12 protein-coding genes are annotated in these 12,456 nt (G+C 64.8%); 5 read left to right on the top strand and 7 right to left on the bottom strand.

Features of this window, described 5'->3' with window-relative positions; all coding sequences use genetic code 11:
* Positions 1 to 7: 7 nt before the first annotated feature.
* The 4 genes from ACE10W_RS08360 to ACE10W_RS08345 are packed head-to-tail and all read right to left on the bottom strand — an operon-like array spanning position 8 to position 3,223.
* On the bottom strand, positions 8 to 469 hold the full coding sequence (locus ACE10W_RS08360; protein WP_161536159.1) for a chemotaxis protein CheW: 462 nt from the start codon (positions 467 to 469) through the stop codon (positions 8 to 10).
* Positions 469 to 2,538: a chemotaxis protein CheA gene (locus ACE10W_RS08355; protein WP_304551061.1), complete on the bottom strand. Its 2,070-nt coding sequence runs from the start codon at positions 2,536 to 2,538 to the stop codon at positions 469 to 471. The genes ACE10W_RS08360 and ACE10W_RS08355 overlap by 1 nt, the downstream gene beginning before the upstream one ends.
* Complete coding sequence (locus ACE10W_RS08350) at positions 2,535 to 2,900, bottom strand: response regulator (RefSeq protein WP_008142319.1); 366 nt, start codon at positions 2,898 to 2,900, stop codon at positions 2,535 to 2,537. Before ACE10W_RS08350 ends, ACE10W_RS08355 begins: the two co-directional genes overlap by 4 nt.
* On the bottom strand, positions 2,900 to 3,223 hold the full coding sequence (locus ACE10W_RS08345; RefSeq protein WP_304551060.1) for a lipid asymmetry maintenance protein MlaB: 324 nt from the start codon (positions 3,221 to 3,223) through the stop codon (positions 2,900 to 2,902). Before ACE10W_RS08345 ends, ACE10W_RS08350 begins: the two co-directional genes overlap by 1 nt.
* Positions 3,224 to 3,489: 266 nt before the next feature.
* Here ACE10W_RS08345 and ACE10W_RS08340 point away from each other — a divergent pair, with 266 nt between their 5' ends.
* From ACE10W_RS08340 to ACE10W_RS08330, 3 genes are all read left to right on the top strand, one after another.
* Positions 3,490 to 4,629 carry an HD domain-containing phosphohydrolase gene (locus ACE10W_RS08340; protein WP_028174292.1) on the top strand — a complete coding sequence of 380 codons (1,140 nt, stop codon included), beginning with the start codon at positions 3,490 to 3,492 and terminating at the stop codon, positions 4,627 to 4,629.
* 186 nt (positions 4,630 to 4,815) lie between these two features.
* Positions 4,816 to 5,484: a hypothetical protein gene (locus ACE10W_RS08335; protein WP_304551059.1), complete on the top strand. Its 669-nt coding sequence runs from the start codon at positions 4,816 to 4,818 to the stop codon at positions 5,482 to 5,484.
* Positions 5,485 to 5,502: 18 nt separating this feature from the next.
* Complete coding sequence (locus ACE10W_RS08330) at positions 5,503 to 7,653, top strand: adenylate/guanylate cyclase domain-containing protein (RefSeq protein ID WP_304551058.1); 2,151 nt, start codon at positions 5,503 to 5,505, stop codon at positions 7,651 to 7,653.
* Between the two features lie 209 nt (positions 7,654 to 7,862).
* Here the strand turns inward: ACE10W_RS08330 and pobA are convergent, their stop codons facing one another.
* Positions 7,863 to 9,035, bottom strand: coding sequence for a 4-hydroxybenzoate 3-monooxygenase (gene pobA, locus ACE10W_RS08325; protein WP_304551057.1), 1,173 nt, complete (start codon positions 9,033 to 9,035; stop codon positions 7,863 to 7,865).
* A gap of 50 nt (positions 9,036 to 9,085) precedes the next feature.
* Between pobA and ACE10W_RS08320 the strand changes: the two genes are divergently transcribed.
* Positions 9,086 to 9,991, top strand: a complete 906-nt coding sequence (locus ACE10W_RS08320) for a helix-turn-helix domain-containing protein (protein WP_304551056.1) — start codon at positions 9,086 to 9,088, stop codon at positions 9,989 to 9,991.
* Between the two features lie 360 nt (positions 9,992 to 10,351).
* Positions 10,352 to 10,963 (top strand): NYN domain-containing protein, encoded by a 612-nt coding sequence (locus ACE10W_RS08315; RefSeq protein ID WP_304551055.1) that lies wholly within the window; start codon positions 10,352 to 10,354, stop codon positions 10,961 to 10,963.
* A 23-nt stretch (positions 10,964 to 10,986) separates the two neighbouring features.
* Here the strand turns inward: ACE10W_RS08315 and pcaG are convergent, their stop codons facing one another.
* The gene (gene pcaG, locus ACE10W_RS08310) at positions 10,987 to 11,613 is read right to left on the bottom strand and encodes a protocatechuate 3,4-dioxygenase subunit alpha (protein WP_028174286.1); all 627 of its coding nucleotides are present in this window, start codon (positions 11,611 to 11,613) and stop codon (positions 10,987 to 10,989) included.
* Positions 11,614 to 11,617: 4 nt separating this feature from the next.
* Positions 11,618 to 12,406 (bottom strand): protocatechuate 3,4-dioxygenase subunit beta, encoded by a 789-nt coding sequence (gene pcaH / locus ACE10W_RS08305; RefSeq protein ID WP_161536164.1) that lies wholly within the window; start codon positions 12,404 to 12,406, stop codon positions 11,618 to 11,620.
* Between the last annotated feature and the right edge of the window lie 50 nt (positions 12,407 to 12,456).

Genomic DNA, 12,456 nt, shown 5'->3' with positions numbered 1-12,456 from the left:
ACTCATTTCAATTCAGAATGCGTTCCATGTTGGGAACGATGACGAACTCTTCACGCCATTTGGCGATGAAGCGAATGAACTCCGGCTTCCAGTGCATGCCGACGCGCGGCGTCTGCTGCACGTCGGTCTGCGAGATCTCCGTGACCTCATAGACCTTGTCGGCGGTGACGCCGACCAGGACGGGCTCGCCGTCGAGCTCCAGCTCGATGACGACGATGCGCGTGTCGGCCGAGTTGTCGAGCTGCGGCATACCGAAGCGGATGCGCAGGTCCGCGAGCGGAATGACGTTGCCGCGTACGTTGATCACGCTGGGAACGAAAGCCCGTGCGCCGGCGACCCTGGTCACCGGCACGGGATCGATGATCTCGCGCACGAGGCCCGCGTCGAGCGCGAACTTCTCCTCGCCGAGGCCGATCATCACGACCTGCATCGCGTCGGCCTGATGCTCGCCGGCCAAAGTCTCGTTCATCACGCCGCCTCGCTGATGTGCTGCTTCTCGACCTTCGACTGCGCCAGCGCGACGAGCTGCGCGACGTCGAGGATCAGCGCCGCCGTGCCGTCACCCAGGATGGTCGCGCCCGAGAAGATCGTGACATCCGAATGCAGCTTGGAGAGCGACTTGATCACGGTCTGGTGGTTGCCGATGATCTGATCGGCGACGAGACCGACGCGGCTTTCACCGGTCGAGATGATGATCGTCTTCTGATGCCGGTCGGGCGCCCCCGACGACGACATGATCTCGCGCAGGCGCAGGAACGGAACGAGGTTGCCGCGGACGTTGAGGAAATTGCGGCCGCGCGAGCGCTCGTCCTCGGCCGTCAGCTCGACGCATTCCTCCACCGCCGACAGCGGAATGATGTAGCGGCCTTCGCCGACGCGGATCAGCAGGCCTTCGATGATCGCGAGCGTCAAGGGCAGGCGCAGCGTCACGGTGGTGCCCTGGCCCGGCTTGGTCGACAGGTCGATGGTGCCGCGCATGTTCTCGATGGTGCGCTTGACCACGTCCATGCCGACGCCGCGTCCCGACAGCGCCGAGATGGTCTGTGCGGTCGAGAAGCCCGGGTGGAACAGGAACTGGTGGATCTCGTGATCGGTCAGCACGGCGCCGGCTGCGATCAGGCCCTGCTCTTCCGCCTTGGCACGGATGCGCGCGGTGTTGAGGCCGCCGCCATTGTCCTTCACGGTGACGAGCACCTGCGCGCCGGAATGAACGGCGGCGAGCTCGATCCGGCCCTGCTCGGTCTTGCCGTTGGCGGCGCGCGTTGCGGTGTCTTCGATGCCGTGGTCGATGGCGTTGCGGATCAGGTGCACCAGCGGATCGGCCAGGCACTCGATCATGGTCTTGTCGAGTTCGGTGTCCTCGCCCGTGGTGACGAATTCGACCGGCTTCGACAGATCGCGCGACAGATCGTGGATCAGGCGGCGGAAGCGGCCGAACAGCGAGCCGATCGGCACCATGCGCGCGCCCATCGTGGTGTCGCGCAAGGAAGACGCGAGGCGCTCGATCTCCTCGGCGATCATCTTGATCGAGAGGTCGGAGCCGGACGATGCGAGCTGGGTCAGCCGCGCCTGGGCGATGACGAGCTCGCCGACCCGGTCCATCAGTTCGTCGAGGCGCTCGGCCTGGACGCGGACGGTGGCGATGCCGCGATCGTCGCGCTTGGCCTCGGCCTTCGGCTCCGGCTTCGGTTCAGATTTGGGCTCCGCCTTTGCGGCGGGCTGCGCGGCGATCGGCGCGGCAGCAGCCTCGACCACCGGCGCAGGCATCTCGGCCTCAGGCGCCGGCTCCTCGTCGATGAGCTGGAATAGCGGCATCGGCGCGGGCGCTTCGACATGCTCCAAGGGCGAGAGGGTCAGCTTCATCTCGTCCTGGACGAACATGAAGACGTCGTCGATCGCGTCCTTGTCGCAGGCCGCGTGCAGCTTGACGTCCCACTTCAGATAGCAGTCTTCCGGCTCCATTTCGTCGAGGAACGGGATGCCGTCGGTAACAGGCACGACGAAGCAGGGGCCGAGCTTGCAGAGATCTTCCAGGAGGTCGAGCGGGTTCGAGCCGTTGCGCAGGATGTGCGATTCGAATTCCAGATACAGGTGCCAGCCGGCCTGCTTGCTCTCGACCGGCGCCGCCGCCTCCGCGATCCCGGCGACCGGCGCAACAGGCTGGTCGGACGAGACAAAGCGCTTGAGGTCGTCGAGGATGCCTTCGCCGATGACGTCATCGGTCGACTGGGGATCCTCGATCAGGGCGCGGATATAGTCCTTGGCGGCGAGCGCGACCGAGATCAGTTCCTGCGTCGGCTTGATCTCGCCCTTGCGGACGCGATCGAACGCGGTCTCGAATTCGTGGGTGAAGGAGGCGACCTTGTCGAAGCCGAACATGGCGCCCGAGCCCTTGATCGTATGCAGGGCGCGGAAGGCGGAATCGACGAGTTCGCGGTCATCGGGACGCAGGCCGAGATCGAGCAGGGCTCCTTCAAGAACTTCGAAGAGCTCACTGGCTTCCTGACGAAAGACCTCGGTCGGGTCCATTGCACTCATGCGCGCACCAGCTTGCCGACGACGGCGAGCAACTGCTCCGGCTTGAAGGGCTTGGTGATCCAGCCCGTGGCGCCGGCGCTCTTGGCCTCCTGCTTCACCGTGTCGTTGGATTCGGTGGTCAGGAACACGATCGGCATGCCGACCGCGCTCGGCAGCTTGCGCAGCGCCCGGATCAGCTCCAGCCCGTTCATGACCGGCATATTGAGGTCGGTGATCACGAGGTCGAGCTTGCCGGCCTGGGCCTTGGCGAGCCCTTGCGCACCGTCACCGGCCTCGATCACGTTATGACCGGCCGGCTCGAGCACGACCTTGATCATTTGCCGAATGCTGGGGGAATCGTCGACGGTCAGAATCGTGGCCATCAGGTGCCATCTTTCTTTTGCGGGAAGTGCTGTTCGATCATCGCCTCGCTGGCGAAGCCGGCGCGGCGAAGGGTGTTGCGCAGAGATTGGGAGAATGCGGTGAGCACCACCGGGCGGCCCTGGGCCTCGCCGGTCCTGGCGGTCGACAGCAGAAGCTGGATCGAGGTCACGTCGGCCTTGTCGACGCTTGAACAATCGATCTCGAGCCGCTGCTCGCGGCCGAACGCCTCGCGAATGAGGTCATAGACACTGCGAATGGCCGCGATGCTGCAATCGGCGGGTAACCGCAACGACCACTTCGGCTCCGTCGGATTGAGCGCCATCGCTGTCCCCGCCCTTGCAAAATTCCGATACACGTTTGACGCGAATCAAGTGAGCAAACCCCTAACGGAGAGGTCCGTACAACTACGGGTCACATTCCCGAGGACTTCGCGCAATTGCATGCAACGGTGCATAGCCTGCTGAAATCGCATGCGAGGCGCGCATATCGCAGCGCGTGCGCACGCACGGCGCATTTGCTTCGCGTTAAATTCGCACGGGTTATGCAGTCGGTTCGTGCCCTTGCCAGCGAAGAGAGCCCCGGCCGCCGATGCTGACCCAAGCGCTTCTGGTTGACGACAGCCGTTCCGTCCTCAACTTCCTGAAACGTCACATCGAGGCCGAAGGTCTGGTCGAAGCCACCACCTTCCTCGATCCCGTGCAGGCACTGGCCTGCGCACGGGAGCGCGTCTTCGACCTCGTGCTGGTCGACTACGAGATGCCGCACATGGACGGCATCAGCTTCATCCGCACGCTCCGAACCCTTCCCGGCTGCGTCGACATCCCTATCGCGATGATCACGTCGCGGCAGACCGATGACGTCAAGATGGAAGCGCTGCAGGCCGGTGCAACCGATTTCCTGCCCAAGCAGCCGCAGAGCGTCGAGATGACGGTGCGTCTACGGAATTTGATTCAGCTTGGTGCAGCCGTACGCAAGCTCAACGATCGCGCCGCGCATCTGGCCAGTGAAGTCGCGGCCGCGATACGCAAGCTCGGCGAGCGCGAGGAAGAGATCATCCTGCGGCTCGCGCTCGCGGTCGAATACCGCGACAACGACACCGGCGAGCACACCCTGCGGGTCGCCCGCTACAGCCGCATCATCGCCGAGCAGCTCGGCCTGCCGGCCCGGCTCTGCCGCGACATCTATCTCGCCGCACCGCTGCACGACGTCGGCAAGGTCGCCATTCCCGACAATATCCTGCTCAAGCCCGGCCGGCTGACCGACGAGGAGATGGCGGTGATCCGTACCCACGCCACGATCGGCGAACGGATCCTGGCGGACTCCAGTTGCGAGCTGATCCAGCTCGGTGCGCAAATTGCCGCAGGCCACCACGAGCGCTGGGACGGCGCAGGCTATCCGAACGGCCTCAAGACGGACGAGATCCCGGTGGCCGCTCGCGTGGTCGCTGTCGCCGACGTGTTCGACGCGCTGACGACGCGGCGGCCATATAAAGAGCCGATGCCGCTCGAGGCGGCACGCAACTACCTGGTCGAGAACCAGGGACGGCAGTTCGACCCGGCCTGCGTCGAGGCTTTTCTGTCGCGCTGGAACGAAGTCATGGAGATCGCTGCCGGGCAGCAGGCGACGCCATTTCAGAAGACGGAGGCGACGCTCGCCCCTGTCATGGAGAGAGCCGTCGAGGGCCGGACGGCCGAAGACCGTTCGCCGCAGGCCGTTCCGGCCGCCTGAGATCGCATATCCCGGCAACAGCTTGCCGCGGCTCTGTTTTCTCCGGTCGCCGGTTTGAACCTGTTCCTGATAGAGTGCACCAATGTCTAAGAGTGATTCCGGTCACACTTGCCTGGGCGCTCCGCTGCTAAACATCGAACCAGGACGGGACCGGTAGAGCATCGGTAGAATTGAATGAGAATCCCCATGAGAAGCCTGATCGGCGCCGTTGTCGGCGCGCTCTGTGTCGCGACCCCCGCTCTGGCGGAGACCCCGGCCGCGATCGTCGAGGACGTCCAGGGTAAGGTCGACGGCATCGCGTTCATGGACTATGTGGCGCCGGGCAAGATCATCAAGCTCGGCCCGAAGGCGAGCGTCACGCTCAGCTATCTCAAATCCTGCCTGCGCGAGACGATCAGCGAAGGCGTCGTGCTGGTCGGCGCCGAGCAGAGCACCGTACAGCTCGGCGAGGTCAAGCGGGAAAAGGTGCCCTGCGACACCAACGCGGCGAAGCTGTCCGATCGAGAGGCCAACCAGAGCGCCGCGACCACCTTCCGCACCATGCGCTCGGACGCCAAGGGCGCGCCGGCCAAGCTGCCGACGATCTACGGCGTCGCACCGCTGGTGCAGGCCAAGAGCGGCAGCACGCTGGTGATCGAGCGCACCGACGGCAAGGAACCCACGATCACCGTGCCGCTCAAAAGCGAAGCCATGATCGGCGGCAAGTTCTATGATTTTGCCAAGGCCGGGAAGTCGCTGACCCCCGGCGGCAGCTATCTCGCCATTCTCGGCGCCAAGCGCTATGCCTTCCAGGTCGACGCCAGCGCCACCTCATCGCCGACGCCGATCGTCGGCCGCCTGCTGCGGCTCGAATAGGCGGCTTGCGACGGGGCGATGCGGCGGATCGGAAGGCGGGACATCGTTGCAGCGATCCTGATTGCGCTCTTCGCGGGCGCGGTCTTCACGTCTCCGCCGCTTCAGACGCTGCAGGGCCTGTCGCTCGACATCCTCACCGCGATGCGCGGCAAGCTGGTCGGCGACCGCCGCGATCCCGCGACATCGCCGGTCGTCGTCGTGGCCATCGACGGGGAGACCTACGACACTCCGCCCTTCAAGGGATCGCCGACGCTGACCTGGACGCGCGAAATTGGCCGCGTGCTCGGAAGCATCACTGAGGGCGGCGCCAAGGTGATCGGCTTCGACGTCATCTTTCCCAGCTCGATCGAGCAGTCGGAGATTCCCTTCGGCGACGCGCCACTCGGCAGCCGCATGAAGGGTTTTGACCGGGACTACCTCATCGCACTCCGGCAACTCTCCGACAGCGGCAAGCTGGTGCTCGGCGAGATCCTGAGCAACGACCATCCGGACAGGCCCTACCGCGCGCAGCAACTGGCGGTGAAAAACAATATCCGCGCCCTCAACGTCCATACCGACCCCGACGACGTGATCCGGCGGATGCCGCTGAGCTTTGCCATCGACGGCAAGCCGGTCCCTGCGATGGCGGTCGAGCTCGCCGCGCGTGCGCTCGGCACGACGCCCGGGACCGGACCATCCGGCGCGATGCAGCTGTCCGGCTACACGATCCCGAGCGCGATCCCCAACACGTTGACGCTCAACTACCGTGCCATGGGCCGCGACATCCCGGCCTATTCCTTCGCCGACCTGCGTGCCTGCGTCGAGAAGGGCGACCGCGACTTCTTCCGCCGCGCCTTCGAGGGCAAGGTCGTCCTGCTCGGCACCGTCCTCAATTTCGAGGACCGTAAGCTCACCTCGATGCGGCTTTCCGGCGGATATGACGGCTCGCCCGCGCCGCGCTGCGCCCTGCCCGCCTCGGCGGGTACCGCGCAGAAGGCCCGCAGCGATATCGCCGGCGTGTTCGTGCATGCCACCGTCGTGCGAAACCTGATCGAGCGCGACGCCGTGACCGAGCTCGGCTTTCCGGCGCGGACCATCCTCACGATTGCGTTCGCGGCGATCATCGCCTGCGCGGCCTGCATGCTCGCACCCGGCGGCGCGGTGATCGCCTGGCTCGCCCTCACCGCCGTTTACGCCGGCGTGGCCGTCGGAGCGTTCGTGCATGCCCTGGCGCTGCCCTTGACGGAACCCGCGCTCGCGAGCCTCGCCGCGCTCGCGATGATGATCGGCTACCGCTTCATGCTGGCCGATCGCGACGAGCGTTTTCTGCGCAAGAGCTTCGCCTTTTATCTCGCGCCTGAAGTCATCAACACCATGGTCGCGTCCGGCAAGATGCCGGCGCTCGGCGGCGAGATGCGCAACGTCACCATGTTCTTCTCCGACCTCAGCGGGTTCTCCTCGATCGCAGAGACGATGACGCCGGGCGAGCTGGTCACGCTGATGAACGAATATCTCTCCGCCATGACCGACATCATCGAAGGCCATGGCGGCTATGTCGACAAATATATCGGCGATTCCATCGTCGCCATGTTCGGCGCGCCGGCCGACGATCCCGCCCACGCGCGCAATGCCGTCCGCGCGGCGCTGAAGTGCCACGAAAAGCTGGCGGACCTCAACGCCAACAACGCCGCCTTCGCGGGCCACGGCCTGTCGCACCGCATCGGGCTCAACAGCGGCGAAGCCGTGGTCGGCAATATCGGCTCCCGCCGCCGCTTCAACTACACCGTGATGAGCGACACCGTGAACGTCGCCTCGCGGCTCGAGGGTGCGAACAAATATTACGGCACCGCGATCATGGCCTCGGAGGCGACGGTGGCGCAGACAGGTGACGCCTTCGCCTGGCGCGAGCTCGACGCAATCAGGGTGCAGGGCCGCGGCGAGGCGATCAAGGTGTTCGAGCCGCTGGCGGAGAGAGACGGGGAGAGTGCCGAGCAGAAGAAGGTGACGGCGTTGTATGCGGAAGGACTGGCCTGCTGGCGCGCACGGGAGTTCGCGAAGGCGGGTGATGCGTTCGACCGGCTAGCCAAGGTCGATCCGCCATCGTCAATGTTTGCAAAGCGCGCGAGAGCGCTTGTCGCAAATCCACCGCCGCTGGAATGGACACCGGTCAACACGCTCGAAGGGAAGTAGCCGCGTCAGCCGAGAGCGCTAGCTTCCCCTCTCCCCTTGCGGGAGAGGGTGGCTCGCCGCAAGGCGGCGAGACGGGTGAGGGGTTTCTCTCGGCGCATCCAACTCTCACTTGAATTCGCGGAGACATACCCCTCATCCGGCGCTTCGCGCCACCTTCTCCCACAAGGGGAGAAGGGAGGGCAGCATCGCGTGTTGCGCGATCATCTCGCTCAAAACGGCAGGCCCACATAGTTCTCCGCGAGCAGGCGCTGCGCCGTTTCGGACGAGAACAGATATTCCAGCTCCGTCTGCTGAAGACGATCCTCATAGTCGAGACGATCGGGGAAGCGATGCAGCAGCATCGTCATCCACCAGGAGAAACGCTGCGCCTTCCAGATCCGCGCCAGCGCCTTGGCGGAATAGCCTTCGAGGCCGGAATCATCGCCGCTCTGATAATGTGCGAGCATGGCATGATAGAGATAGTAGATGTCGGAGGCGGCGCTGTTCAGCCCGCGCGCGCCGGTGGGCGGCACGATGTGGGCGGCATCGCCGGCGAGGAACAGGCGGCCATAGCTCATCGGTTCGGCGACGAAGCTGCGCAATGGCGCGATGCTCTTTTCGATCGCGGGCCCCGTGATCAAGCGGCCGGCGACCTCTTCCGGCAGGCGGCGCTTCAGCTCGGCCCAGAACGCGTCGTCCGACCAGTCCTCGACCTTGTCGGTGAGCAGCACCTGGATGTAGTAGCGGCTCAGCACCTGTGAACGCAGGGAACACAGCGCAAAGCCGCGCTCGTGCTTCACATAGATCAGCTCGGACGAGACCGGCTTGGTGCGCGACAGCACCCCGAGCCAGCCAAACGGATAGACCTTCTCGTATTCGCGCAGCACGTCCTTTGGGATCGACTTGCGGCTGACGCCGTGGAAGCCGTCGGCGCCGACGATGTAGTCGCAATCGACGCGAACGATCTCGTCGTTCGAGCGGTACGTCACGTAGGGGCGGTCCGACGCGAGATCATGCGGCGTCACGTCCTCGGCATTGTGCACGACCTTGCCGCCAAGGCGGTCGCGCGCCTCGTAGAGGTCGCGCGTCAGCTCGGTCTGGCCGTAGACCAGCACCGAATTGCCGCCGGAGTGCTTGTGCAGATCGATGTGGGAGAGCACCCCGTCATGGGCGATCTCGAACCCCCGGTGGATCTCGCCTTCGCGGTCCATCCGCTCGCCGCATTGCGCCTCACGCATCAGTTTCGCAAAACCGTGCTCGAGCACGCCGGCGCGGATCCGGGCCAGCACGTGGTCGCGGCTGTATTTCTCCAGCACGACCGTGTCGATGCCCTTCAGATGCAGGAGCTGGGACAAGAGCAGCCCGGACGGCCCGCCACCGATGATACAGACCTGAACTTTCATTTTCGCGTCCTCCCGTCGGCACTTTTTTGCAGATTCAGCCGCGCAAACCGATGGAGGGTTTCGTCTTTGTCTTGTACTATTCGAACATGAAAAGCGCCGCCCCTGCCCCCGCGATCCGGGTCTACAATCTGTTCGGCGAGTCCGGCGACCTGCCCGACGTCGTGCATTGTGAGACGATCGCGTCCCGCTCCGTACTTCACGACTGGACCCTGGCCGTGCACCGCCATGCCCGGCTGCATCAGGTCCTGCTGGTCGAGCGCGGCGGCGGCGAGGCGACGCTCGACGGACGCGTGGTGCCGTTGAAGCCGATGCAGATCGTCAACGTACCCGTCGGACACGTCCACGGCTTCCGCTTCGTGCCTGAGACCCAAGGCTGGGTGCTGACCATCGCGGCGGAGATTCTGGACGAGGCGCTGCTCGCCGCCGAAGGCCTGCGCGGGGCCCTGTCACAATCAGGCGTGGTGCGCGGCACGCCGCAGATCCGCGCCACCATGAAGCAGATCTTCGCCGAACACGCCGCCCGCGATTTCGGCCGCGCACATGTGCTGCGCGCCTTGTCCGCAGCCATGATCGGGCTCGTGGCCCGCGCGCTCACGAGCGAGACCGGTGGCAATGGCACTGCCGAATCCGGCCTGTTCCGCCGCTTCGAGGCGCTGCTCGAGCAGCATCATCTGGAACGCTGGAGCGTCGCGGACTACGCAGGCACGCTGTCGATCACGCCGACCCATCTCAACCGGGTGACGCGGGCGGCGACCGGCGACACCGCCTCTCACCTGATCCTCAACCGCCTGATCCGCGAGGCGCGGCGCAACCTCGTCTACACCAACCTGCCGGTCTCGACGATCGCTTACGCGCTCGGCTTCGAGGACCCCGCCTATTTCAGCCGCGTTTATGCCGCCGCCACGGGGCTATCGCCGCGCGCCTTTCGCACCCGGCTGCATGGTGATGAAGGCTGACACATCAGCCGATCGAACAGCCGCGCCCATGGTCGAAGGCCACGCTGGGAACCGCAATGGCCTTTGTTGCCCGCGCTGCCACTTACCTTCGTATATCGGGCCCTATCCTTTGGATAGAGGCCCTTTACCTCAGTACAATTGAGTAGGGAATGCGCGCGCCTTAGCCTGGCTGCATTCGGCGCCCTGGCGCTGGTGGCATTGGATCCTCCCTAACCTGGGCGCAAGACGGCCGCCCCTGTCCGGTCGTCTGCGCTGCTTTTTCGGCAAGCCATCGGTGCCTTCATTGTTTTTCCGGCCGACACGCCGCGCCCTGGCGGTGGGATCGGCCGCCTTTCGCGTGCAACTGGAGATTTACGTATAATGTCTTCGATTGAGAAGATCGCACTCTTTATCGATGGCTCCAATCTCCATGCCACCTCCAAGGCGCTCGGCTTCGACATCGACTATAGGCGTCTGCTCGGCGAATTCCAAAGCCGAGGTGCGCTGTTGCGGGCCTTCTACTACACGACCCTCATCGAGGATCAGGAGTATTCGTCGATCCGCCCCTTGATCGATTGGCTCGACTATAACGGATACACCGTCGTCACCAAGTTCACGAAGGAATTCGTCGACGCCATCACCGGCCGCCGCAAGGTGAAGGGCAGCATGGATGTCGACCTCGCCGTAAATGCGATGGAGCTCGCCGAGCACGTCGATCAGATCGTGTTGTTCTCGGGCGATGGCAATTTTCGTTCGCTGGTGGAAGCGCTGCAGCGCCGCGGTGTCCGCGTAACGGTCGTCTCCATACTCTCCACTCAGCCAGCCATGGTCGCCGACGACCTGCGCCGACAGGCGGACGTATTCATTGATTTAGCAGAACTGAAACCAAAAGTGGGGCGCGATCCGGCCAATCGGCCGGGATCGCGCGAGATGCGCCAGTTACCGCAATTCCTCGCGCGCGTAGCGATCGATCGCGGCGACCAGGTGGAGTGATCCTGCGGGAGGCCGCACGACTCTCAGACGTCGAAGAACACGGTCTCCTCGGGCCCCTGCAAATTGATCGTGAAGGAATACACGACCTTGCCGGCGCGCTCGCTTCGCGTTGCGATCAACGTCTTGCGCCGGGCCGGCTGTTCGATCAGGTTGAGCACGGGGTCTCCGGCGTTGGCAGCCTCTTCATCCGAGAAATAGAGCCGCGTGTTGAGACCGATATTGATGCCGCGCGCGACGATCCAGACATTGACGTGCGGCGCGCATTTGCGCCCTGCCTTGTCGGTGATGGCGCCGGGCTTGATGGTCTCGAAGGTCACGAGCCCGCTGTCGAAGTCGGAGCCGGCGCGGCCCCAGCCGCGAAACTCCTGCTCCAGCGCGCCGGCCGAGCGGTCGGCCGGATGGTTGTAGCGGCCGGCCGCATTGGCCTGCCAGATTTCCAGCAGCACGTCGCGCAGCGGCGTACCGGTGCCGTCAAGCACCTTGCCTTCCAGCGTGATGCGTTCGCCCCGGGTGTTCGGCGTCACCAGCACGTTGGAAAAGTTCTTCTCGAAGATATCGAAGCCGGCCATGGCCGGGATCAGGCCGATGTGGACGTAGGGGCCGGCGGTCTGCGAGGCGGTTTCCTTGAGATAGTTGAGCGGCTGCGGCATTTGCTCAGTTCCCCGCGGTGCGATTTTCGAAATAGGTGGAACGCTGACCGCGCAGGACGATGTCGAAGCGGTACGCGAGCGAGTCGAACGGTGTCGAGGCGTTGAGGTCGAGCGGCGCGACCAGGCGATCGAGCGCATCCTTGTCCGGAATCGTCGTCAGGATCGGGCAGACCGGGATCAGGGGATCGCCCTCGAAATACATCTGCGTGATCAGCCGCTGCGCAAAGCCTGAGCCGAACACCGAGAAGTGGATGTGGGCGGGACGCCAGCTGTTGACGAAGTTGCGCCAGGGATAAGGACCCGGCTTCACGGTGCGGAAATAATAATAGCCGGTGTCGTCAGTCAGCGCGCGGCCGCAGCCGCCGAAATTCGGATCGATCGGCGCCAGATACGTGTCCTTCTTGTGCCGGTAGCGGCCGCCGGCATTGGCCTGCCAGAATTCGACCAGCGTGTTCGGAACGCCGCGGCCGGTCTCGTCCAGCACGCGACCGTGGACGATGATGCGCTCGCCGACAGGATCGCCGTCCTTGGCGTAGTTGCGGATCAGGTCGTTGTCGAGCGGGCCGAGATCGTTGTGGCCGAACACCGGTCCCGTGATTTCCGAGACCGAATTCTCCAGTGACAGCAGCGCCTGGCGCGGCGAGCGCAGCACCGAGGATTTGTAGCCGGGGGCATACGCGGGCGGATGGATGGAACGGTCGCGCTGGAAGAAGCCGCCGTCGCCGAGCGGCGGCGTGAGCGGCTCGGGGCGGTTGAGGCGGGGATCCTGCAAGGCTGTCGCCTGGGCATTCATCGGCGTTGTCTCTCCCTAGGGCATCCCGGGGTCCGGGTGCGCGGCTTATT

It is taken from the genome of Bradyrhizobium sp. B025 (assembly GCF_042257955.1).
Lineage (GTDB): Bacteria > Pseudomonadota > Alphaproteobacteria > Rhizobiales > Xanthobacteraceae > Bradyrhizobium > Bradyrhizobium diazoefficiens.
This window is presented reverse-complemented; position numbering and strand designations above follow the sequence as displayed.

What these genes read in the sequence shown, in the direction of transcription:
- ACE10W_RS08360 (WP_161536159.1), bottom strand. Translation starts at nt 469, where the DNA reads ATGAACGAGACTTTGGCCGGCGAGCATCAGGCCGACGCGATGCAGGTC.
- ACE10W_RS08355 (WP_304551061.1), bottom strand. Translation starts at nt 2,538, where the DNA reads ATGAGTGCAATGGACCCGACCGAGGTCTTTCGTCAGGAAGCCAGTGAG.
- ACE10W_RS08350 (WP_008142319.1), bottom strand. Translation starts at nt 2,900, where the DNA reads ATGGCCACGATTCTGACCGTCGACGATTCCCCCAGCATTCGGCAAATG.
- ACE10W_RS08345 (WP_304551060.1), bottom strand. Translation starts at nt 3,223, where the DNA reads ATGGCGCTCAATCCGACGGAGCCGAAGTGGTCGTTGCGGTTACCCGCC.
- ACE10W_RS08340 (WP_028174292.1), top strand. Translation starts at nt 3,490, where the DNA reads ATGCTGACCCAAGCGCTTCTGGTTGACGACAGCCGTTCCGTCCTCAAC.
- ACE10W_RS08335 (WP_304551059.1), top strand. Translation starts at nt 4,816, where the DNA reads ATGAGAAGCCTGATCGGCGCCGTTGTCGGCGCGCTCTGTGTCGCGACC.
- ACE10W_RS08330 (WP_304551058.1), top strand. Translation starts at nt 5,503, where the DNA reads ATGCGGCGGATCGGAAGGCGGGACATCGTTGCAGCGATCCTGATTGCG.
- pobA (WP_304551057.1), bottom strand. Translation starts at nt 9,035, where the DNA reads ATGAAAGTTCAGGTCTGTATCATCGGTGGCGGGCCGTCCGGGCTGCTC.
- ACE10W_RS08320 (WP_304551056.1), top strand. Translation starts at nt 9,086, where the DNA reads ATGGAGGGTTTCGTCTTTGTCTTGTACTATTCGAACATGAAAAGCGCC.
- ACE10W_RS08315 (WP_304551055.1), top strand. Translation starts at nt 10,352, where the DNA reads ATGTCTTCGATTGAGAAGATCGCACTCTTTATCGATGGCTCCAATCTC.
- pcaG (WP_028174286.1), bottom strand. Translation starts at nt 11,613, where the DNA reads ATGCCGCAGCCGCTCAACTATCTCAAGGAAACCGCCTCGCAGACCGCC.
- pcaH (WP_161536164.1), bottom strand. Translation starts at nt 12,406, where the DNA reads ATGAATGCCCAGGCGACAGCCTTGCAGGATCCCCGCCTCAACCGCCCC.